This window comes from Rhizobium nepotum 39/7 (genome assembly GCF_000949865.1).
Lineage (GTDB): Bacteria > Pseudomonadota > Alphaproteobacteria > Rhizobiales > Rhizobiaceae > Agrobacterium > Agrobacterium nepotum.
Genome location: NZ_JWJH01000004.1, coordinates 19,105 through 41,553 on the forward strand (window position 1 = coordinate 19,105; position 22,449 = coordinate 41,553).

20 protein-coding genes and 1 other RNA gene are annotated in these 22,449 nt (G+C 60.2%); 6 read left to right on the forward strand and 15 right to left on the reverse strand.

What is annotated here, in order from left to right:
* Positions 1-361: 361 nt before the first annotated feature.
* A complete protein-coding gene (locus tag RS75_RS04775) occupies positions 362-1,306 on the forward strand; it encodes an AEC family transporter (protein WP_045018328.1) in 945 nt (314 codons plus the stop codon).
* 17 nt (positions 1,307-1,323) lie between these two features.
* Here the strand turns inward: RS75_RS04775 and RS75_RS04780 are convergent, their stop codons facing one another.
* The 9 genes from RS75_RS04780 to rimP form a co-directional block, all read right to left on the reverse strand.
* Positions 1,324-2,340: a class I SAM-dependent methyltransferase gene (locus tag RS75_RS04780; protein ID WP_045017946.1), complete on the reverse strand. Its 1,017-nt coding sequence runs from the start codon at positions 2,338-2,340 to the stop codon at positions 1,324-1,326.
* Positions 2,341-2,415: 75 nt separating this feature from the next.
* Positions 2,416-4,563 (reverse strand): polyribonucleotide nucleotidyltransferase, encoded by a 2,148-nt coding sequence (pnp, locus tag RS75_RS04785; RefSeq protein WP_045017948.1) that lies wholly within the window; start codon positions 4,561-4,563, stop codon positions 2,416-2,418.
* A gap of 269 nt (positions 4,564-4,832) precedes the next feature.
* Entirely contained in the window at positions 4,833-5,102 is a 270-nt protein-coding gene (gene rpsO, locus RS75_RS04790) for a 30S ribosomal protein S15 (protein ID WP_003514294.1), read from the reverse strand.
* A gap of 164 nt (positions 5,103-5,266) precedes the next feature.
* Positions 5,267-6,214 carry a tRNA pseudouridine(55) synthase TruB gene (truB, locus tag RS75_RS04795; RefSeq protein WP_045017950.1) on the reverse strand — a complete coding sequence of 316 codons (948 nt, stop codon included), beginning with the start codon at positions 6,212-6,214 and terminating at the stop codon, positions 5,267-5,269.
* A gap of 3 nt (positions 6,215-6,217) precedes the next feature.
* Complete coding sequence (rbfA, locus tag RS75_RS04800) at positions 6,218-6,634, reverse strand: 30S ribosome-binding factor RbfA (protein ID WP_045017952.1); 417 nt, start codon at positions 6,632-6,634, stop codon at positions 6,218-6,220.
* A gap of 75 nt (positions 6,635-6,709) precedes the next feature.
* Positions 6,710-9,448 (reverse strand): translation initiation factor IF-2, encoded by a 2,739-nt coding sequence (gene infB / locus RS75_RS04805; RefSeq protein WP_045017955.1) that lies wholly within the window; start codon positions 9,446-9,448, stop codon positions 6,710-6,712.
* A 102-nt stretch (positions 9,449-9,550) separates the two neighbouring features.
* Positions 9,551-10,252 carry an RNA-binding protein gene (locus RS75_RS04810; RefSeq protein ID WP_045017957.1) on the reverse strand — a complete coding sequence of 234 codons (702 nt, stop codon included), beginning with the start codon at positions 10,250-10,252 and terminating at the stop codon, positions 9,551-9,553.
* The gene (nusA, locus tag RS75_RS04815; RefSeq protein WP_045017960.1) at positions 10,249-11,865 is read right to left on the reverse strand and encodes a transcription termination factor NusA; all 1,617 of its coding nucleotides are present in this window, start codon (positions 11,863-11,865) and stop codon (positions 10,249-10,251) included. The genes RS75_RS04810 and nusA overlap by 4 nt, the downstream gene beginning before the upstream one ends.
* Before the next feature lie 64 nt (positions 11,866-11,929).
* Positions 11,930-12,526 carry a ribosome maturation factor RimP gene (rimP, locus tag RS75_RS04820; protein WP_045017961.1) on the reverse strand — a complete coding sequence of 199 codons (597 nt, stop codon included), beginning with the start codon at positions 12,524-12,526 and terminating at the stop codon, positions 11,930-11,932.
* Between the two features lie 289 nt (positions 12,527-12,815).
* Between rimP and RS75_RS04825 the strand changes: the two genes are divergently transcribed.
* Both RS75_RS04825 and RS75_RS04830 read left to right on the forward strand, forming a co-directional pair.
* The gene (locus RS75_RS04825) at positions 12,816-14,444 is read left to right on the forward strand and encodes an MFS transporter (protein ID WP_084686461.1); all 1,629 of its coding nucleotides are present in this window, start codon (positions 12,816-12,818) and stop codon (positions 14,442-14,444) included.
* Positions 14,445-14,528: 84 nt separating this feature from the next.
* A complete protein-coding gene (locus tag RS75_RS04830) occupies positions 14,529-14,990 on the forward strand; it encodes a GNAT family N-acetyltransferase (protein WP_052679657.1) in 462 nt (153 codons plus the stop codon).
* Between the two features lie 15 nt (positions 14,991-15,005).
* Here the strand turns inward: RS75_RS04830 and RS75_RS04835 are convergent, their stop codons facing one another.
* A complete protein-coding gene (locus RS75_RS04835; protein ID WP_162484789.1) occupies positions 15,006-16,328 on the reverse strand; it encodes a lytic murein transglycosylase in 1,323 nt (440 codons plus the stop codon).
* A gap of 40 nt (positions 16,329-16,368) precedes the next feature.
* Positions 16,369-16,974, reverse strand: a complete 606-nt coding sequence (gene recR / locus RS75_RS04840) for a recombination mediator RecR (RefSeq protein WP_045017965.1) — start codon at positions 16,972-16,974, stop codon at positions 16,369-16,371.
* A gap of 37 nt (positions 16,975-17,011) precedes the next feature.
* On the opposite strand from recR, the gene RS75_RS04845 reads away from it, so the two are divergent.
* Positions 17,012-17,647 (forward strand): MOSC domain-containing protein, encoded by a 636-nt coding sequence (locus RS75_RS04845; RefSeq protein WP_045017966.1) that lies wholly within the window; start codon positions 17,012-17,014, stop codon positions 17,645-17,647.
* 13 nt (positions 17,648-17,660) lie between these two features.
* On the opposite strand, the gene RS75_RS04850 is transcribed toward RS75_RS04845, so the two are convergent.
* From RS75_RS04850 to ffs, 3 genes are all read right to left on the reverse strand, one after another.
* Positions 17,661-17,984 (reverse strand): YbaB/EbfC family nucleoid-associated protein, encoded by a 324-nt coding sequence (locus RS75_RS04850; protein WP_045017967.1) that lies wholly within the window; start codon positions 17,982-17,984, stop codon positions 17,661-17,663.
* A gap of 27 nt (positions 17,985-18,011) precedes the next feature.
* The gene (locus RS75_RS04855; RefSeq protein ID WP_045017968.1) at positions 18,012-19,889 is read right to left on the reverse strand and encodes a DNA polymerase III subunit gamma/tau; all 1,878 of its coding nucleotides are present in this window, start codon (positions 19,887-19,889) and stop codon (positions 18,012-18,014) included.
* A gap of 76 nt (positions 19,890-19,965) precedes the next feature.
* Positions 19,966-20,062, reverse strand: an RNA gene (ffs, locus tag RS75_RS25445) — signal recognition particle sRNA small type.
* 65 nt (positions 20,063-20,127) lie between these two features.
* Between ffs and RS75_RS04860 the strand changes: the two genes are divergently transcribed.
* Both RS75_RS04860 and nudC read left to right on the forward strand, forming a co-directional pair.
* A complete protein-coding gene (locus RS75_RS04860) occupies positions 20,128-20,556 on the forward strand; it encodes an HIT domain-containing protein (protein WP_162484790.1) in 429 nt (142 codons plus the stop codon).
* Positions 20,556-21,518 carry an NAD(+) diphosphatase gene (gene nudC / locus RS75_RS04865; RefSeq protein ID WP_084686463.1) on the forward strand — a complete coding sequence of 321 codons (963 nt, stop codon included), beginning with the start codon at positions 20,556-20,558 and terminating at the stop codon, positions 21,516-21,518. The genes RS75_RS04860 and nudC overlap by 1 nt, the downstream gene beginning before the upstream one ends.
* 54 nt (positions 21,519-21,572) lie before the next feature.
* Here nudC and RS75_RS04870 read toward each other — a convergent pair whose 3' ends face one another.
* Positions 21,573-22,448: a prephenate dehydratase gene (locus RS75_RS04870; protein ID WP_045018335.1), complete on the reverse strand. Its 876-nt coding sequence runs from the start codon at positions 22,446-22,448 to the stop codon at positions 21,573-21,575.
* Between the last annotated feature and the right edge of the window lies 1 nt (position 22,449).

A 22,449-nucleotide genomic window follows, 5' to 3' on the forward strand; every position in this document is an offset into this window, starting at 1 on the left:
CGCACCTGAATGGCGGACATGAGGTCTTCCGGCTCAACCGTTATCTCCGTCACGGATGTACTGGCGGCATATAACGGACATGACAAAAGGCGGGGGAAACCCCGCTTTTTCTTTTTGGTTCGCCGTTTCAGCCGCTCATCTCGAAATGCCACAAGTGAGATCGCTCTGGCGGGTGATGCTTTTGAGCGCCACAGCATCGTTTGATGTCGGACGATGGAGCGAGCTTTCGAGGCAGGCGTTTCGCTGGTTTCGCCAGCTATTGCATGAAAACAAAGGGGTGAAGCGTTTTCGTGATTCCCTTCCCGTGGAAAACGCTCTAAAGCTCGGTATCTCCCGCAAAAGCCGCGAAAGCTTTCCCTTCATGTCTGCCGTTGCCGCGAACGTCGCTCCGATTTTCATTCTCATCCTGATCGGCTGGCTGACCGTCAAGGCCGGTTTGTTCAGGGCCGATGTCGGCGAGATTCTCAGCGATTTCGTGTTCAAGATCGCCGTGCCGACCTTGATCTTCCGCACGCTCGCCGAAGCGAATTTTCACGGCGCATCGCCTTTCCGATTGTGGATCACCTATTTTGCCGGCGTCGCCGTCACCTGGACGGTCGGTCACATCGTCACGCGTTATGTCTTCAAGCAGGATGTCCGCATTGCAGTGATAGCGGGCATTTCTTCGGCCTTTGCCAATAATATCTTCATCGGTCTGCCGCTCGTCGGACGATCCGTGGGGGATGAAGGGCTGGTCGCCCTCTCCATTCTGCTGGCGATCCACCTGCCGGTGATGATGATCGCCGGTACCATCCTGATGGAAAACGCCACGCACAAGGCTGTCGGCGGCGAAAAGCGCGGCATGGCTGCTGTCTTTAAGCAGGTCGGCCGCAACCTCATCACCAATCCGCTGGTGATCGGACTTATCATCGGGCTTTCGACCAATGTTTCAGGCGTATCGCTGACGCCCATCCTCAAAACCGTGGTCGAGCAGATCGCCTCCATGGCGGGGCCTGCGGCGCTTATTTCGCTCGGCATGGCGCTGACGAAATACACCATTCGCGGCAATCTGGGGATCGCCGTCACCATGACGGTCTTCAAGCTGCTGCTTCTGCCCGCCTGCGTGTGGGCCGTGGGCCATGCTCTCGGCCTCAGCCGTGAATGGACAGCCGCACTTGTGCTCACCTCTTCGGTGCCGACGGGGGTGAATGCATGGCTGATCGCCAATCGCTTCGGTATTGGCCACAGCGTTGCGGCCTCCACCATCAGCATTTCCACAGCGACCGGCGTTCTTTCCGTATCGCTATGGGCATGGCTGTTGAGCTGATTATTGTGCCGAGTTGATTATTTCTGCGCGCTCAGGATCTTGAAGCGGGCGTTGCGGCACACCTCTGCGCTGGTGCGGAATTCCGCCGCCAGGACAGGCTCATAGGGCAGGCCGCGATTGGCGACCATCAGCAGCTTTCCACCACTGCGAAGCGCGCCGGCCGCCGTTTTGATGAAGGCTTGACCGAGAGCTGGCTCAGTCGCCTGTCCCGCAGCATGGAAAGGCGGGTTCATGACGATCAGGTCGTATTTTTCCTTCGGCGGCTCGTTTACCAGGTCCTGCCAGAAAAAGCGTGCCGTCAGCCGCGGATTGTTTTCGAGAAGATTGGTCTTGGCGAATTCGAGCGCGTTCCAGTCCGCTTCGAAAAGATCGATGCGGGCCGTGCGCGGCGATTTTTCCGCCAGCATGACCGAGAGATAACCCCAGCCCGCACCGAAATCGGCGGCATTGCCGTCAAAGTCGGTCGGGAGGCGCGACGCGAGAAGCTCCGAGCCGTCATCCACCCGGTCATGCGAGAACATGCCGGGCAGGGCGGTGAAACGGCCAGCAACCGTGACGGAATGTTGGGCAAGCTTCGACACGGCGGATGCGACATCATCAGGCCGTTTGAACCAGAGGGCGACGCCGTGGTACTTCGGCGTCGATTCCGCCTCGATGCCGAGCTTTGCAAGCGTCTTGCGCAGCGTCAGGATGCCGTCTTCCTTTGATCCTGCCGCGACGATCAAACCGCCCGCCTTGACGCGTGAAAGCGCTTCGGCGACGCGGTTTTCGTTCTCGCCGCGGTGTTTACCGCACAGCAGCAGCGCTGCATCGTAATCTTCGCCCGAAATATCCGGGGTGACTTCTGCGGCCTGAGCCTGCAGAGCCCGGTAAAGCGGCCGAAAGTTCTGGACCGCGACGATGTCAGCGTCAAAACCGTCAAGCCTCGGGCCGGCTTCCGCTCCCAGAAACAGCACGCGCTCGCCCTCTTTCGGCATGTCGAGCATCTCTGCGGCAAAGGGATGGAAAAGGGTTTTAACAGCGTCACGGCTCATTGGAGCGTCCTCAAGGTAGGATAGAAAAAAGGCGCGGGCAAAACCCGCGCCTCGATAGGGTCTGGCGACGCGGCCTTATTCGGCAGCGGCTTCGCCGTCTTCCTTCTTCTTGTCGGCGGCAACTTCCTTGCCGGTTGCCTGATCGACAACCTTCATGGACAGGCGAACCTTGCCACGCTCGTCGAAGCCCATCAGCTTGACCCAGACCTTGTCGCCTTCCTTGACGACGTCCGACGTCTTGGCAACGCGGTCGGAGGCGAGCTGCGAGATGTGAACCAGGCCGTCGCGCGCGCCGAAGAAGTTGACGAATGCGCCGAAGTCGGCGGTCTTGACGACCGTGCCTTCGTAGATCTGGCCGACTTCCGGTTCCGCAACGATCGAGTGGATCCACTTGCGGGCCGCTTCGATTTCCTTGCCGGAAGCAGATGCGATCTTCACGGTGCCGTCGTCTTCGATGTTGATCTTGGCGCCGGTCTTTTCAACGATTTCGCGGATAACCTTGCCGCCGGAGCCGATGACTTCACGGATCTTGTCGACCGGAATGTTCATCACTTCGATGCGCGGTGCGAATTCGCCGAGCTGGCCACGGCTTTCGGTGATGGCGTTGGCCATTTCGCCGAGGATGTGCTTGCGGCCACCCTGTGCCTGCTCCAGAGCGATCTTCATGATCTCTTCGGTGATACCGGCGATCTTGATGTCCATCTGCAGCGAGGTAATGCCATCGGCGGTGCCGGCGACCTTGAAGTCCATGTCGCCGAGGTGATCTTCGTCACCCAGGATGTCGGAGAGAACCGCAAAGCGCTCGCCTTCAAGGATGAGGCCCATGGCGATACCGGCAACCGGCTTGGCAAGCGGAACGCCGGCGTCCATCAGTGCAAGCGAGGTGCCGCAGACCGTTGCCATCGACGAGGAGCCGTTGGACTCGGTGATTTCCGAAACGACGCGTAGCGTGTAGGGGAACTGTTCCGCAGTCGGCAGCATCGGACGGATCGCGCGCCATGCGAGCTTGCCGTGACCGATTTCGCGACGGCCCGGGGAGCCCATGCGGCCTGTTTCACCGACCGAGTAGGGCGGGAAGTTGTAATGCAGCAGGAAGCGTTCTTTGTACATGCCGGTCAGGCTGTCGACATACTGCTCATCTTCGCCGGTGCCGAGCGTCGCAACGACGATCGCCTGGGTTTCACCGCGGGTAAACAGCGCAGAACCGTGCGTACGCGGCAGAATGCCGACTTCCGAAACGATCGGACGAACGGTCGACAGGTCGCGGCCGTCGATACGGCTCTTGGTGTCGAGAACGTTCCAGCGAACGATCTTGGCCTGGAGGTGCTTGAAGACGGCGCCGATTTCTTCCGGGCTGTACTTCGCTTCGCCTTCTTCCGGCAGGAAGTGAGCCTTGACCTTCGCCTTCACGGCGTCGACGGCGGTGTAACGGGCAGCCTTTTCGGTGATCTTGTAGGCAGCGCGCAGTTCGGTTTCGGCAAGGCCGAGCATTTCGGTTTCGAGCGCGGAGAAATCTTCCGGTTCGAATTCGCGCGGCTCCTTGGCGGCGACTTCAGCGAGCTTGATGATCGCGTCGATAACCGGCTGGAAACCCCGGTGGCCGAACATGACGGCGCCGAGCATGATGTCTTCGTTGAGTTCCTTGGCTTCCGATTCCACCATCAGGACGGCGTCCTGCGTGCCGGCAACAACCAGATCCAGAACCGATTCATCCATCTCATCAAGATGCGGGTTCAGAACATATTCGCCGTTGATGTAGCCAACGCGCGCGCCGCCGACCGGGCCCATGAAAGGAATGCCGGACAGTGTGAGCGCAGCGGATGCGGCAACCATCGACAGAACGTCGGGGTCATTTTCCAGATCGTGCTGAATGACCGTTACGACAACCTGCGTGTCGTTCTTGTAGCCTTCAGGAAACAGCGGGCGGATCGGACGGTCGATCAGGCGGGAAACCAGCGTTTCCTTTTCAGAAGGACGACCTTCGCGCTTGAAGTAGCCGCCGGGGATCTTGCCGGCTGCATAGGTCTTTTCCTGGTAGTTGACGGTGAGCGGGAAGAAGTCCTGTCCCGGCTTCGGAGACTTTGCGGAAACCACGGTCGCGAGAACCATTGTCTCGCCGTAGGTTGCGATGACGGCGCCGTCAGCCTGACGGGCAACCTTGCCGGTCTCGAGCTTCAGCGGGCGGCCAGCCCATTCGATTTCCACGGAGTGTTTATTGAACATATCTTGTCCTTGTTTGTGTATGCCCGCCTTGCAGGGGGCAACGAACGACGCAATCACGGGCAAGACAGCCGGAGGCTTTCAAAGTCCAAGCATCCGGCAATCCTGCCCCATGACAGGTCTGCGGTTGAAAAGGCTGCACCGGCCCATCCGGGGCTACCTTATCGTCCGGGGGCCATAGCTGCGGCAAACGCCCGGAAATTCAAGATGGCCTGCAAAAGGCCCGATATAAAAACCGGCGGGTATCTTTGCGAAACCCGCCGGATAAGGTTTTAGCGGCGAATGCCGAGAGCACCGATCAGCTTGCTGTAACGGGCTTCGTCCTTCTTCTTCAGATAGTCGAGAAGCGAACGGCGGCTCGAAACGAGCGTCAGAAGGCCACGACGGGAGTGGTTGTCCTTCTTGTGGTCCTTGAAGTGACCGGTCAGGTTATTGATCCGCTCGGTCAGAATAGCGACCTGAACTTCCGGAGAACCGGTGTCGCCTTCGTTCGTTGCATATTCCTTGATGAGGGCGGCTTTGCGCTCTGCAGTAATCGACATCGGACGATCCTTTCTATTTTAAGGAAAAAATGGGACGCCAAGAGCCGGGATGTCGTCCAGCTCTGGCCATTCGGCAGCATAGGCAAAGCCCAAGCTGGCGCTGCCTATAAACTATTCCGGGTACAATTGAAAGAGGCGATTGACTGCGCCGCTTTAGGCTCGCTTCAGCCGAAAACCCGCTTCGGCCGGAATTCGCCCTCACCGATCTCGCCGATGGCAACCAGCTTACCATGCGCGGTGGCATATGCCTCTGGATGATTGGCCGGTGCGTCACGCCCACGCAGCAGGATGGGGTTGCCCATCTTCAGCCGGTGCGCCTGATCGTCGCTGATGACGAGATGGGGAAGTGCCGAAAGCGCCTCCGCCGTGTCGGTCAGAAAGGCATCCAGCGCTTCGAGCCGCTCGTCGCGGTCTTCGATAGCTTCCAGAGCCGTCAAAGTCTCGAGCGGCACCATCATGTCCTCGCCAAATGGCGCGACCATGGTACGGCGCAATTGCGAAATATGACCGTAGCAGCCGAGATCGCGGCCCATGTCGCGCGCAAGCGCACGCACATAGGTTCCCTTGCCGCATTCCACTTCGAAATGCGCGGTGCTGGCGTCGGGGCAGGCGAGCAGCGTCAGGCGGTGAATTTCCACCTCGCGTGCCGGGATATCCACCGTCTCGCCTTCGCGCGCCAGATCATAGGCCCGTTCGCCGGCGATCTTGATCGCGGAAAACTGCGGCGGTGTCTGCATGATCACGCCGGTATAATTGGGCAGAATTTCACGGATCGCCTGTTCGTCCGGGCGCTGGTCGGAGGAATTCATCACCTCGCCTTCCAGATCGTCGGTCGTGCGTTCTTCACCCCAGGTGACGGTAAATTCGTAGATTTTCCGGCCGTCCATGACGTAGGGCACGGTCTTCGTGGCGTCGCCGAGCGCAATCGGCAGCATGCCGGAAGCCAGTGGATCGAGCGTTCCGGCGTGGCCCGCCTTCTGGGCGTTGAACAGCCATTTGATTTTGGAAACGGCTTCGGTGGAGCCGAAATCGAGCGGCTTGTCGAGGATGAGCCAGCCCGAGATCGGACGGCCCTTCGGCTTGCGGGACTGCTGTTTGCGTGGTTTGGACATGCTTCAGTTCTGTTCGTCGTCTTTTTCGTTTGAAGGTCCGAGATCGCGCTGCACCTCCGGTGACCGCAGAAGCGCGTCGATCTTTTGGTAGTTGTCGAAACTGGTATCGTCGCGAAAGCGCAGTTCCGGCATGTATTTCATTTGCCGCAGCTGGGGGCCGAGGCGACCGCGCATGAACTTCGCGTGGCGGTTCAAAGCGGTGATGATGTCGGTATGATCCGCAACGCCAAGCGGCGTCACGTAAGCGGTTGCCATCTTGAGATCGGGCGACATGCGCACTTCCGAAATGGAAATGACGGTGGCTTCAATCAGATCGTCGCGGACTTCGCCGCGCTGGAGAATTTGGGTCAGTGCGGCGCGCACCTGTTCGCCGACGCGCAGCATGCGTTGCGAAGGGGCCGATGATGTTGGTTTTGCCATTGGTAATGCCTCAAACGGAGCGAGCGCCGGTTAAGCCGGCGCCCGACAGATAAATCCTGTTTTGCGGCGAGACGCTTAGAGCGTTCTCGTGATGTGTTCGACGCGGAAGCACTCGATGGTGTCGCCAGCGCGAATGTCTTCGTAGTTCTCGAAGGCCATACCGCACTCCTGGCCAACAGGCACTTCCGAGACTTCGTCCTTGAAGCGCTTGAGGGTCTTGAGCTTGCCTTCGTGGATGACGACGTTGTCGCGCACCAGACGCACACCCGCACCACGTTCGACCTTGCCTTCGATGACGCGGCAACCCGCGACCTTGCCGACCTTGGTGATGTTGAACACCTCGAGGATTTCGGCATTGCCGAGGAATGTCTCGCGACGTTCCGGCGAAAGCAGGCCCGACATGGCCGACTTCACGTCATCCACCAGATCGTAGATGATGTTGTAGTAGCGGATTTCGATACCGGCACGTTCGGCTGCCTGACGAGCCTGCACATTGGCACGCACGTTAAAGCCGATGATGGCGGCATTGGATGCTTCGGCAAGCGAAATATCCGATTCCGTGATGCCGCCTGCGCCCGAATGGACGATGCGGGCGCGAACTTCGTCCGTACCGAGCTTGTCGAGTGCACCGGCAATGGCTTCGATCGAACCCTGCACGTCGCCTTTGACGACCAGCGGGAATTCTTTCAGGCCGGAGGTCTGAAGCTGGCTCATCATCTGTTCCAGCGAGCCGCGCTGGCCGGTCTGACGGGCGACAGCCTTGTCGCGAGCCAGACGCTGGCGGTATTCGGAGATCTCGCGGGCACGGCTTTCGTTTTCGACAACCGCGAAACGGTCACCGGCCGAAGGCGTGCCGGAAAGGCCGAGGATCTCGACAGGCATGGCCGGACCGGCTTCCTTGACATGGTCGCCGAGGTCATTGACGAGCGCGCGCACACGGCCCCACTGATCGCCGGCAACAATGATCTGGCCGGGCCTCAGTGTACCCTTCTGCACGAGAACGGTCGCGACGGCACCGCGTCCACGGTCCAGCTCGGCCTCGATGACCGTACCTTCCGCAGTGCGGCTTGGGTCTGCCTTGAGATCGAGGATTTCCGCCTGAAGCAGGATAGCTTCGAGCAGCTTGTCGAGGTTGAGCTTGTTCTTGGCCGATACTTCGACATCGAGAACTTCACCACCCATCGATTCCACGAAAACTTCGTGCTGCAACAGCTGCTGGCGTACCTTTTCAGGGTTTGCCTCATGCTTGTCGATCTTGTTGATGGCAACGACGATCGGAACGCCGGCCGCCTTGGCATGATTGATCGATTCAATCGTCTGCGGCATCACGCTGTCGTCTGCCGCAACAACCAGTACGGCAATATCGGTCGCCTGTGCGCCACGGGCACGCATTGCCGTAAAGGCGGCGTGGCCGGGGGTGTCGATGAAGGTGATCTTCTGACCGTTCTTCTCGACCTGATAGGCGCCGATATGCTGGGTGATGCCACCGGCTTCACCGGCAACCACGTTTGCCTGACGAATGGCGTCGAGCAGCGAGGTCTTGCCGTGGTCGACGTGACCCATGATCGTCACGACCGGCGGACGGGAAACCATCTCGCCTTCATCGTCGGACTTGTTGAAGAGACCCTCTTCAACGTCGGATTCGGAAACGCGCTTGACCGTGTGGCCGAATTCGACTGCGATCAGTTCCGCCAGATCGGCGTCGATCACGTCGCCCGGCTTCAACATCTGGCCTTCCTTCATCAGGAACTTGATGACGTCAACCGCGCGTTCGGACATGCGCTGCGACAGTTCCTGAATGGTGATGGTTTCCGGCAGGATGACTTCGCGCAAAACCTTTTCGCGGGTTTCCTGCATCTGGCTGCGACGGAATTTCTCCTGACGGCGGCGCATGGATGCCATTGAGCGGCCACGCGGCGTACCGTCTTCTTCCAGATTGGCGGCGGTCACGGTCAGCTTGCCACGACGGCGCTCTTCCTCTGTCTTCAGGCGTGCTGCGGGCTTGGCCGGAACCGGAGCAACGACCTTGCCGCGGGCCGGAAGGCTGCTGCCGCGACGAACTGCTCCGCGATCGTCCTCCTCGTCGCCACCGGTGCGGCGTCCGCGTGGAGCGGCGGCATCGGGCGTGGCGGGAGCGGAACGGGGTGCGGTGACGGCAGACTGCGGACGGGCGTCAGCGCGTGGCGCCGGCGTAGCGGCCGCAGCCGGCAGATCGGACTTTGCTTCCGTGGCAGGCTGGCTCGCCGCAATCTTGGCCGCAGCAGCCTCTTCGGCAGCGCGGTTTGCGGCTTCTATCTTTTCAGCAGCGATGCGGTGTTCTTCTTCGACCTTGCGACGCGCCTCGTCTTCGGCGCGCTGCTTGGCCTCGACAACGTCGCGAGCCTGCGCTTCTATCAGCGCACGGCGACGGGCTTCCATCTCGCCTGCGGAAAGGTCATGCAGAACATTGCCGCGCGGACGGTCAGGCTGGCGCTGCTGCGGCGCGGACGAGCCGGGGCGCTGCTGCGAATGGGAAGAACCCGGACGCTGCTGTTGGCCACCCGGCTGCTGAAGGCGTTGCTGCGGAGCCTGCGGACGCGGTGCCGAAGGCGCTGGGGCCGCCGGCTTAGGCGCCGGTGCCGCCACAACAGGCTGAACCGGCTTCTCGTCTTCGGGACGCAGAGGGCGGCGCTTGCGTGTTTCCACGACAACCGCGTTTGTGCGACCTCGACCCATGTCCTGCCGCACGGTACCCTGATTCATCCCGCCCGGTTTCAGGGTAAGAGTCTTCTTGGCCGGCGCATTGTGTGTCTTGTCGTCGTTGTTGTCGGTCATTCCGTTCCCGTTCCTTCGGACGAAAACCGGATGACGTCCATCAGGCCTCGTCGTTCAATTGCTGCATCGGAACGCGGCGACCGTTCTTGTTCGGTAACCGCGTCATTGTTCTGTCCGGGCAGCGTCGCGTTCCGCTTCGGGCTGACCGCCAAGGCGGTACTGCTCAAGCATCTTTGCGCGCTTCACTACACCCTCACCCGCCTGCCCCGCAAGCGCGCAAGCATGGATAAAAGCATTCTGGCCCATCAACTCGTCCATTTCGGCGCCGCTAAAGAGCCGGAAGGACGGAATCTCATTGCCGGCATTACTGCCGAACGCCCAGGCCTTGCGGGCCTGGTCCAGTTTTCTCACGCCGTCGGCCGCAGCATCGGTCGCATGGAACGCGGCTATCGCATTCCCGGAGCGGATGGCGGCATCGACCTTCGTCGCGCCACTGATGAACTGGCCCGCCTTGCGCGCCATGTTCATCATTCCGGCAACCTGCTGCGCCATCAACCGGTCCAGAAGAGCGAGAAGCTCAGGCCCGGCCTTGACGTCGCGTTTGAGTGCCCGTGCGAAAATCTTCTTCGCTATGGCTTTCTCGATCAGGGCGCGCTCCGGTTTTACCCAGCAGCCGCGTCCCGGCAATTGGCGTTTCAGATCCGGCACGACACCGCCGTCCGGCCCTGCGACGAAGCGGATCAGATCGTCTGGCGATCCGCTTTGCCTTGTTACAATGCACATACGTCCATTGACGTTGCCTTCCAGCCGCCCGTCCTCATCGGTTTCGGGCAGCTCGTCCGGCTCATGCGCCTGCGATGTCATTCCTGTTCGGCGGTATCCGCCTCCTCGGTAGCTTCGACATCGGCTTCCTCTTCGGAAGCGAGATCTTCGGCCGTGATCCAGCCTGCCAGAAGACGGGCCTGCACAACCATGTTTTCAGCCTCGACGCGCGACACGTCGAGTTTGGAGAAGATGCCTTCGAACTTCTTCGTCTCGCCGTCCTTGCGTTCGCTCCAGCCGACCAGATCGTCTGCGGCGCAACCGGCAAAGTCCTCGATAGTCTTGATGCCGTCTTCACCGAGCGCGACCATCATCTGCGATGTCAGGCCGTCGATCTGGCGCAGCTCGTCGGTAACGCCGAGTTCCTTGCGCTTGGCGTCCATTTCGGCTTCCAGGCGTTCCAGATATTCGCGGGCGCGGGTCTGGATTTCATCGGCGGTGTCGTCGTCGAAGCCGTCGATGGAGGAAATTTCGTCGAGATCGACATAGGCGAGTTCTTCGACCTGCGCGAAGCCTTCGGAGGCCAGAACCTGGCCGACCATTTCGTCGACGTCGAGGGCCTCCATGAAGAGTGCCGTGCGCTCGTTGAATTCCTTCTGGCGACGCTCGGATTCTTCCTGCTCGGTCATGATGTCGATATCCCAGCCGGTCAGCTGCGATGCCAGACGCACGTTCTGGCCGCGACGGCCGATGGCGAGCGAAAGCTGCTCGTCGGGAACCACAACTTCGATACGCTCGGATTCTTCGTCCAGAACGACCTTGGCCACTTCGGCGGGCTGCAGGGCGTTGACGATGAAGGAAGCCGGGTCCTGGCTCCACGGAATGATGTCGATCTTTTCGCCCTGCAATTCACCGACGACGGCCTGAACGCGCGAACCGCGCATACCGACGCAGGCGCCGACAGGATCGATCGACGAGTCGTTCGAGATGACGGCGATCTTGGCGCGCGAACCGGGGTCACGGGCAACCGACTTGATCTGGATGATGCCGTCGTAGATTTCCGGAACTTCCATGGTGAACAGCTTCACCATGAACTGCGGATGGGTACGCGACAGGAAAATCTGCGGACCGCGCTGTTCGCGGCGAACGTCGTAGACATAGGCGCGTACGCGGTCGCCATAACGCATGTTTTCGCGCGGAATCATCTCGTCGCGACGGATGATGCCTTCGCCACGGCCGAGATCGACGATGACGTTGCCGTATTCGACGCGCTTGACGGTGCCGTTGACGATCTCGCCGATACGATCCTTGAACTCGTCATACTGGCGGTCACGTTCGGCTTCGCGCACCTTTTGAACGATCACCTGCTTGGCGGACTGTGCGGCGATACGGCCGAAATCCATCGGCGGCAGCGGATCGGCGATGAAATCGCCGATCTTGGCGTCCGGGTTGCGGTCGCGGGCGAGTTCGAGCGGGATCTGGGTCGAATAATCCTCGGCCGTCTCGACAACTTCCAGAAGACGCTGCAGGCGGATTTCGCCGGTCTTGGAATTGATGTCGGCGCGAATGTTGGTTTCCGAACCATAGCGCGAGCGTGCGGCTTTCTGGATAGCGTCTGCCATTGCGGCAAGCACGATTTCGCGGTCGATGACCTTTTCGCGCGCCACAGCATCGGCGATCTGCAGAAGCTCAAGCCGGTTAGCACTCACTGCCATTTTTTTATCTCCGTAAGTCGCATAATTGCGGGGATCGCCCGTTTTCCGGGCTTTTACGTTGGAATTAGTCTTCGTCTGCTTCGTTTTCGTCGTTCTGGTTTGCGGCGGCGGCCTTTGCCGCCTTGTCTGCCCGCAGCGCATCACGAATAAGGTCGTCCGTCAGAATGAGCTTCGCATCGGAAAGCGCGCTGAACGGAACGGTGACTGTCGGTTCCTCGCCATAGGCGATCTGGTCGCGTTCCAGCTTGAAGCCGTCCGCATCGACCTCGACGATCTTGCCGCGAAACCGCTTGCGGTTCTCGACCAGAATGGAGGTTTCGACCTTCACCAGATGACCCTGCCAGCGGGTGAAATCCGATTTGCGAACCATCGGCCGGTCGATGCCGGGCGAGGAAACTTCGAGATGATACGCCTTATCGACCGGATCTTCCACATCAAGAACCGGTGAAATCGCCATGGAGACGGCTTCGCAGCCCTGGACGGTCATGGTGCCGTCTTCCCGCTCGGCCATGACCTGCAGGGTCATACCGTTCTGGTTGGAGAGCCGCACGCGCACCAGAAGATACCCCATGCCCGTCAAAACAGGCTCGATGATCTCGGCGATGCGCTGGTCGATGCCCGTTTCGGTTATCAGTCGCGGTTCATATACGGTGTCTGCCATCTGGCCTTCCGGTCTTTAGTTTTTTCACCGGGCACTCAAGCCCGTGGTTTCCGGTTCGCCTAACGAAAAAGAGCGGAGCCTTGCGGCCCCACTCTTCATCAAGCGATCAAGAATTTCACAGGTCATATAGACCCATCGGGGCAGGATTGCAAGGTTTTCGCGGGCAGGGCGCTTCAGTCGCGGCATCGGCCACATTTTCACCCTTCCCGTGTCGGAAAGGGTGGCATGATTTCCGGCACTGTCTATAGTTGCCGTTTGACAAATCGCAGTTGCATCAAGTGGACTGATCGTGCCTGACCGTAAATCGCCACTCGCGCCTTTAAGGCATTTGACTTACAGACGAATCTGGATCGCGAGCCTTGCGTCGAATTTCGGCGGGCTGATCCAGGCGGTTGGCGCCGCATGGATGATGACCTCGCTGTCGAGTTCCGAAAACATGATCGCGCTGGTGCAGGCCTCCACCTCGCTGCCGATCATGATGTTTTCGCTGATTTCAGGCGCGCTGGCCGATAGTTTCGACCGCCGCCGCATCATGATTTCCGCGCAGCTGCTGATGCTGACGGCTTCCGTGATGCTCACGGTTTTTGCCTGGTCCGGCTGGCTCACGCCGTGGCTTCTGCTCTTCTTCACCTTCATGATCGGCTGCGGTACTGCCCTCAACAATCCGTCCTGGCAGGCCTCCGTCGGTGAAATGGTGCCGCGCGAGGATTTGCCGGCCGCCGTGACGCTGAACAGCGTCGGCTTCAACATTACCCGCAGCGTCGGTCCCGCTATCGGCGGCATCATCGTCGCAGCGGCAGGCGCCGCTGCCGCCTTTTTCGTGAATGCGCTCAGCTACTTCACCCTGATCTACGCGTTGTTTCGCTGGCAACCGCCCAAATATGCCTCGACACTCCCACGCGAGCAGCTTCTCGCCGCCATATCGGCCGGAATGCGTTATGTGGCCATGTCGCCCAATATCGGCAAGGTCCTGGTGCGCGGTTTTCTCTTCGGGCTTTCCGCTAGCGCCATCCTGGCCCTGATGCCGATCGTTGCCCGCGATCTGGTTGAGGGCGGCCCGCTGACCTACGGTGTCATGCTGGGTGCATTTGGCGTCGGCGCAATTGGAGGTGCGCTGGTCAGCGCGAGACTGCGTGAGATCCTGTCGAGTGAATGGATCGTGCGGGTCGCCTTTTTAGGCTTCGCTTTCAGTTCCGGTGTGACGGCGATCAGCACGAGCGCCATCGTCACCTCGCTTGTCCTTGCGGTTGCCGGTGCCTGCTGGGTTCTGGCGCTTTCCCTGTTCAACACCATCGTCCAGCTTTCCGCCCCGCGCTGGGTGGTGGGCCGGGCGCTGTCGCTTTACCAGACGCTGACCTTCGGCGGCATCGCCGTCGGCAGCTGGCTGTGGGGCGAGCTGGCGGAAGATTACGGCATTTCCTATTCACTTCTCTGTTCGTGCGTGCTGATGCTGCTCGGCGTTGTCGTCGGTCTCAAGCTCGCCATGCCGGCATTCGCCTCGCTCAACCTCGATCCGCTCAACCGTTTCGTGGAGCCGCCGCTGAGGCTTGATATCAAGCCGCGCAGCGGGCCGATCGCCATCCTCATCGATTATGAAATCCATGACGAGGATCTCGGCGAATTCCTGCCACTGATGGCCGAGCGCCGCCGCATCCGTCTGCGCGATGGCGCGCGCAACTGGAACCTGATGCGCGATCTGGAAAATCCTGACATCTGGACGGAAAGTTACCACGTGCTGACATGGGTGGAATATGTCCGCCACAATCATCGCCGCACCCAGGCGGATGCGGAAGCCTGGGACCGGCTGCTTGAGCTTCATCGCGGCAAGACCCGGCCGCGCGTGCACCGGATGATCGAGCGACAGACCATTCCGCCGACCGACGATATCTTCCACAAGCCGCATACCGATCAGCACTGAGAGGTATTCGACGCCAACCCACTGGCTACCTGTCATCCCGCCGTTGCAGGATGTGTATAGTACCTCGAACGATCGGGGGACGATATGGAAGACCAGAAGGTTATTTCAAGGCGTGCGACACCTGCAGATGCCGACGATGTCGCCGCAATTTTCCGCACGTCACGCCGGCATTTTCTTCCCTATTTACCAGACTTGCACAGTTTCGAGGAAGACAAGGGCTATTTCAGCAATATTGTCTTTAACGAAACTGAAGTCTGGGTTGCGGAGGAAGACGGCGTTCTCGTCGGCTTTTGTGCCTTTCGGCAGGAATGGTTGGATCATCTTTATTGTCTGCCCGCACGTGTAGGCAGAAATCTAGGTGCGACCCTGCTGGACAGGGCGAAGCAAGAGCAACAACTCCTTCAATTGTGGGTGTTCCAGCAAAATACACGCGCCATAAGCTTTTACGAGCGCCATGGGTTCCGCAAGGTGCAGGAAACGGATGGATCCGGCTGCGAGGAAAAGTTGCCGGACGCGCTCTACGAATGGCGCAGGCAAACCGCCTGACGGATGCAGGGGAAGTCAGCGCAGGCGGCCCTTCAGCGTGGCGTCCGGAAAACACGTCGGGGAAAGGCCGTTTTTCGCCTGCCAGTCGCCGAGCGACCGCCGCGTCTTGAAGCCTGCCAGCCCGTCCGCCTTGCCGACATCATAGCCCTTGGCGACCAGCGCCTTCTGCATGGCAAGAACATCGGAGCGCAGCATCGATCCGACATTGCCCCATTCGCCCTTGAACGGCCCCGCCCCATGGGCGATGCGGTCTGCGAGGTTGCCGATGAACAGCGCGTAGAGATCGGAATTGTTGTATTCCTTGATAACGTAGAAATTCGGCGTCACCACGAATTCCGGCCCGTGCCGGCCGGCGGGAACCAGCATCATGCCGTCGGCGGAGAGGTCATTGGCCGGAAAGGCCTTTCCGGAAATGCGGGTGATCCCCATCTTCGCCCAGTCGGCGACTGGCCGGGCAAGGTCCGGACCTTCCTGTGCGCATGAAACCTTGGCCGGTATCGACACCTCGAAGCCCCAGTCGCGATCCCTCTGCCAGCCGCGCTGCGAAAGATAGTTCGCTATGGATGCCAGCGCGTCCGGCACGGAGTTCCAGATATCGCGGTGGCCGTCACCATCGAAATCCACGGCATATTTCAGGTAGCTCGACGGCATGAATTGTGGCTGGCCGAGTGCGCCGGCCCAGGAACCCATCATGCGCGATGCCGCGATATCGCCGTTCTCGACGATCTTCAGAGCGTCGATCAGCTCGGTGCGGAACATCTCCCTGCGGGTCGACATATAGGCTTTCGTCGCCAGCACATCGACCACCGGATGCGGTAGCTTCGCACGGCCGAAACCGGATTCGCGGCCCCAGATCGCCACGACGATATTGCCGGGCACGCCGTATTTCGCCTCGATGCGGCGAAGCGTGGCGGCGTGCGTCGCCGCCAGAGACCGGCCCGTGGCGGCAAGTCCCTGCAAGCGCTTTTCGGAGAAATATGCGCCTGGCGAGGAGAATTCCGCCTGGCTCTGGCTCTGTTCCTTCGGTGGTTTTTGACCCGGGATAACGAGATCGGGCAGGCTCCAGTTGATGGAAAGACCGCTGAGCGCGGCTTCCAGCGTTTTTTGCGAAATGCCCGCCTTGCGCGCTTCCGGCCAGATTTCCTTTTTCAGCCATGCATTGAAATCGGCATCGTATCGAGCCGCAGCGGCACCCGTCGGTGCGGATTGCGCCAAAGCCGTCGTTACTGAAAAAACGGAAATAATGGCGGCCAGTGCCTTGAAGCTTTTCCAGGAAAAGTGGAACCCGGTTTTCCGTCTGGAAATGCGCCAAAACAAAGAATCAAATCGGTTTTGCATTCGGTCTCCTCTTCGAGTGACGGACAAGGGAGGGGAGGCGTCAGATCGTCGTGCGCGCCCGAAGCGCGGCCGTCAATGTGCCTTCGTCGAGATAGTCCAGCTCGCCGCCCACCGGCACGCCATGCGCAAGCCGGGTGATCTTGACGCCGAGATCGGCCAGACGGTCGGTGATGTAATGGGCGGTCGCCTGTCCCTCCACCGTCGCATTGACGGCGATGATAAGCTCGCGAATACCGCCGACGCTGACACGATCGATCAATCCCTTGATGTTCAGATCTTCCGGCCCGACTCCATCCAGCGGCGACAGCGTGCCACCAAGCACATGATAGGCGGTGTTCATGGCGCTCGCCCGCTCCAGTGCCCAAAGATCCGACACATCTTCCACCACGATGATGATCGACTGGTCACGCCTGTCATCGGCGCAGACAGTGCAGGGGTCGATGGTATCGACATTGCCGCAGCAGGAGCAAATCTTCACCTTGTCATAGGCTTCACCCATCGCATGGCCGAGCGGGCCGAGAAGCTGTTCTTTCTTCTTGATGAGGTGCAGCGCCGCCCGCCGCGCCGAGCGGGGTCCCAGCCCCGGCACTTTTGCAAGCAGCTGGATCAGTTTTTCGATTTCGGGACCGGTGACTCGTTTTGCCATGAGCGCTTTCTACTGCATAAATCGGGAAACGGGAATCATGAAGCGCGAAGGGCAGTCCATGAAAATACGGGCAGTGTGCCGGGGCGAGGCGAAGACCCTGCCGGGAAAGACGGCAAGGACGGGCATTTTCAAACATGCCGTGCAGGGTCCGGTGATTGTGGATGCCGAAGGTATCGTCAGCGACGCTGTCTGCAATCGCAAACATCACGGCGGTCCGGATCAGGCGATCTACGCCATGGGTTCCGTCGATCTCGATTTCTGGTCTCGCACGCTCGGTTTTACGGTTGAGCCCGGATTTTTCGGCGAAAATCTGGTTCTGGAGGGTGTCGACAGCGCGAAGCTGCATGTGGGCGACAGGTTCTCAGCGGCAGAAGTGGTTTTGGAAGTGACCGCCGCCCGCATTCCCTGCGCGACCCTGTCAGCCCGGATCGGCGATCCCGGCTTCGCGCCGCGTTTTCGGCAGGCGGGTCAGCCGGGTTTTTATTGCCGGATCCTGAAAGGTGGAATGCTCGCCGCCGGTGAAGACGTCGCGTTCGAACCCTATCAGGGGACGAAACTGCCCATACCGATTATTCTGCAGCGCTTCCGCCCCATGCAGCTTACCGAGGTCGAACGCGCTGCCTATCTCGGCACGCCGCTTGCGAGCCGGTTCCGCGCCATGTTGGAAGTCTGAATTCGAAAGAAGATCAGAACGGCAGCTTCATGCCGGGCGGGATCGGCAGGCCAGCCGTGATTTCCTTGGTCTTTTCGGCGGTGATGGCTTCGGCGCGCTCCTTGGCGTCATTGTGGGCAGCAACAATCAGGTCTTCGAGAATTTCGACGTCGTCTTCCTTGAAAAGAGACGGATCGATCTTCAGCCCCAGCAGGTTGCCCTTGCCGTTCAGCTTAACGGTGACGAGGCCGCCGCCGGACTTGCCTTCGACTTCAAGCGCGGCGATATCCGCCTGCATCTTTTCCATCTTGGCCTGCATTTCCTTGACCTTGCCCATCATGCCCATGATGTCGCGCATGTGCCAGACTCCTGTTTTTGTTATGTATTAAAATTCGATATCGTCGCCGGGGAGGATGTCGCCTTCGCTCGATTCGGCAACTGAAGGAGATGGAGCGATCTCGTCCGCCTCGTCCTGTACTGCAACACGGATACGCACGTCGGTGATCTTCGCGCCGGGAAACTGCGCCAGAATGGCGGCAACGTCAGGGTCCTGACGCGCATCGACAAGGCGTGCGTCCCGGGCATTGCCTTCGACTTCGACAAGGGTAGGCTCGCCCTGTTCCTTGCTGAGGCTGACGATCCAGTGGATACCGGTCCACTCCTTCAGCCTCACACCAAGCTCGCCGGGGAGCGATCCGGGCGCGCCTTCGCCGAGGCGCATATCCAGCCGGCCCGGCTCCAATCGCACCAGCCGCAGGAAGTTGCGGACCTTCGCCCTCATGACGGGATCGCGATTTTTCTGGCACAGATCGGCAATATCCTGCACGGAGTTGACCGGAACTTTCGGCTCCGGCCGCTCTTCGGTTTTCGGTGCGGCGACCTGCATGTCCTGCGGGCGGCTGTCGGGAACGGCGCGCAGCATCGTGGTTGGTTGAGGTGTGGCCTGCCTGTGTGCGGGAGCATCGACGGGTCTTGCCGCAGCAACGGTCTGCGCTGACGAATAGGCCCGTGCACCACCGCCGTTGCCGCCGCCTGAGGGCGCACCGTTCGAATAGCCGCCATCGCCGGCGGAAAGTTCGAGCAGGCGTCGCGCGGCATCTTCCGGTGCCGGAAGATTGGCAGCATGCGAAAGCCTGATCAGCACCATTTCGGCCGCACCTGCCGGGCGCGAGGCATTTTCCGTTTCCGGAATGCCTTTCAGCAGCATCTGCCAGATGCGTGACAGTGCCGTCACCGCAATCGTCTCGGAAAATTCCGCGCCACGCACGCGCTCGATCTCGGAAAGCGAGGGATCTTCCGCCGCATCCGGCACATATTTCATGCGGGTGACGAGGTGGGTGAAATCGGCAAGGTCGTTGAGCACCACGACTGGGTTCGCGCCCGCCTCATATTGCCCGTTGAATTCCGAAAGTGCCGACGCGACATCGCCCTTGATGATGTGCTGGAAAAGATCGACGATGCGCGCCCGGTCGGCAAGACCAAGCATGCCGCGCACGGCTTCCGCTTCTACACGGCCGCCGCCATGGGCGATCGCCTGATCGAGCAGGGAAAGACCGTCACGGGCGGAACCTTCGGCTGCGCGGGCGATCATCGAGAGAGCCTGCGGCTCCGCTTCGAAACCTTCCTTGCCGGCAATGGCGGTGAACAGACCGACGAGGTCGGCGGCGCTGATGCGGCGCAGGTCGAAGCGCTGGCAGCGCGACAGCACGGTGATCGGTACCTTGCGGATTTCGGTGGTTGCGAAGATGAATTTCACATGCTCCGGCGGCTCTTCCAGCGTCTTCAGGAGGCCGTTGAAGGCCTGCGTCGAAAGCATGTGCACTTCGTCGATGATATAGACTTTGTAGCGCGCCGAGACCGGGCGGTAACGCACCTGCTCGATGATCTCGCGAATATCGTCGATGCCGGTATGGGAAGCGGCGTCCATCTCGATCACATCGACATGCCGGCCTTCCATGATCGCCTGGCAATGTTCGCCGGGGATGCGCAGGTCGATGGTCGGCTTGTCGATGGTGTCGGTCTTGTAATTCAGTGCTCGGGCGAGAATGCGCGCCGTGGTCGTCTTGCCCACGCCGCGAACGCCGGTCAGCATATAGGCCTGCGCGATGCGGCCGGTCTCGAACGCATTGGTCAGCGTGCGGACCATCGGCTCCTGGCCGACCATCAGATCGGAAAAGTCCTTCGGGCGATATTTGCGTGCCAGTACCCGGTAGCCGGTCCCGCTCTGGGATTCGCTTGATGTGGTGGGTACGGTGTCGTTCATCGCCTCGCCAGTTTGTTTTGCCAGTTTGTTTCGGGGCTGAACTGGCCCGGCGAAAGCTGAGCGGCATTTGAAAAGGGTGGGAGGCTGGCACGGCGACCCGTGCCTGGCTCGTTAGGGCTGCTTCCTTCCGGACCTGACCCGGTTGGCGAGTGGCTCGTCCACCACCAACCTCCCGGGGCCACATATCGGCAATATCGACAGCAAATGCAAGCCAAGCCTTCAAAAAACTGCTATCACGATGAAAACAAACATGGAGGACGCCTTGGAGACATTCCGGCTGGACGACAGGCTGGCGCGCGACAGTGTGCTTGTGACGCGTTTGGGACTATGTGAACTGCGTTTGCAGAATGACAGCCGCTGGCCCTGGCTGGTGCTGGTGCCACAGAGAGGCGGTGCCAGCGAATTGTTCGATCTCACCCCGCTCGATCAGGCCGTTCTGACGTTCGAGACCAATCTCGTCGCCTCCGCGCTGAAAGACGTCACCGGTGCCACGAAGATCAATGTGGGCGCGCTGGGCAACATCGTCCGGCAGCTTCACGTTCATATTATCGCCCGCAACGAAGGCGACACCTGCTGGCCCGGCCCCGTCTGGGGCCACGGAACGCCGGTGCCTTATGGTGCGGGCGAAAAGGAAACCTTGATGAAAAAAATCTCCGGCGCGCTCTGATGATCTCCATGACTATTTTTGAAACCACCGCCCCCCATCCCGAAGCAAGCCTGCTGACAGCCTTTTCCAAAAACGCCCTCGACCGTTTCGCCGAAAAACGAACGGAAGATTGCGTTGCCGATGCGCTGAAGGTGGATGGCACCCATATTTTCGCCTTCTCCGGCAATCGGCTTGTTCTGAAGCACGACGAGCAGGTCATCGATCCCCTGTTTTCCGCCTATGAGCTGGCCGAATTGCAGCCGGATTTCGATAATGCCGTTCTGCTTGGATATCGCGAAACCGGCGAACCCAGAATTGCGGTGCCGGTGGCTGTTGCGGAAGATCGGCTGGCGAGCCACTACAAGCTGGCCGACGCGCGGACCCTTTATCGCGACCATCTTCTCGACGAAGAATTGCTGAGCGAGGTTGCCCAGGCCGTCAGCCTCACGCATTGGAATGCCGACAATCGTTTCTGCGGACGGTGCGGCGGCACAATGGAACCACGCATCGGCGGCTACAAGCGTATCTGCGCCGCCTGCAATCACACCATTTTTCCCCGAACCGATCCCGTCGTCATCATGTTGACGATCGATGTCGAGCGCGATCTTTGCCTGCTTGGCCGTGGTGCCCATTTTGCACCCGCCATGTATTCCTGCCTCGCCGGTTTTGTGGAACCGGGTGAAACGATCGAGCAGGCCGTTCGCCGCGAGACGCATGAGGAATCCGGCGTCGAAATCGGGCGCGTGCGGTATCACGCATCCCAGCCCTGGCCGATGCCGCATACGCTGATGATCGGCTGTTATGCCGAGGCGCTGTCGTTCGATATTTCCCGCGACGAGATCGAGCTTGAGGATTGCCGCTGGTTCACACGGGCGGAAGTCGCAAAGATGCTGGAGACGGCAACGGGCGAAGGTTTTTCTGCACCTCCGGGCGGCGCCATCGCACACCGGCTGATGCGCGACTGGGTGGAATGGAGCAAATGACGCCCCTGCGGCATTTCCCGTAAAGGCGGCGGGTTTATCCCCGCCGCTTCAGGCTCAGCTCTGGTTGAGCTTGCCGCGCATGGCATGGCCCTTGTAAACGCCGAGAATATGGACCTTTTCGGAAAAGAAGCGCAACTCGTCCAGCGCATGCCGAACCGGTTCGTCATCCGGATGGCCTTCGATATCGGCATAGAACTGCGTCGCCACAAATTTTCCGCCAAGCTGATAGCTCTCGAGCTTCGTCATGTTGATACCGTTCGTCGCGAAACCGCCCATGGCCTTGTAAAGCGCGGCCGGGATATTGCGGACGTTGAAAACGAAGGTCGTGACGACGACTTCCTCGGGAGATTCGTCGCGGGACGGGCGCTCGGCCCAGTTCTCGTCACGGGACAGGATCACGAAACGCGTGACGTTGTTTTCCGAATCCTCGACATTTTCAGCCAGAATATCGAGGCCGTAGAGACCGGCGGCAAGACGCGGCGCAAGCGCCGCCATGCTGCGGTCGCCCTTTTCGGAAACCAGCCTCGCAGCACCGGCCGTATCGCCGGCCACGACAGGCTTCCAGCCATTCGAGCGGATGATTTTCCGGCACTGGCCAAGCGCGTGGATGTGGCTGTGAACGGTGCGGATCTCATCTTTCTTCACACCCGGCATCACCATCAGCTGGAAGCGGATCGGCATGAAATATTCGCCGATGATATGAAGGCGCGATTCAGGCAGCAGATGGTGAATGTCGGCAACGCGACCGGCCAGCGTGTTCTCGATCGGGATCATGCCGAGATCGGCTTCGCCGTTTTCGACGGCGTTGAAGGCGTCCTCGAATGTCGGGCACGGCAAAGGCTCCATATCCGGGAACATGTCGCGGCAGGCCATGTCGGAATTCGCGCCAAATTCGCCCTGAAAGGCAATGCGGTTTGTGCTCAAGGTCATG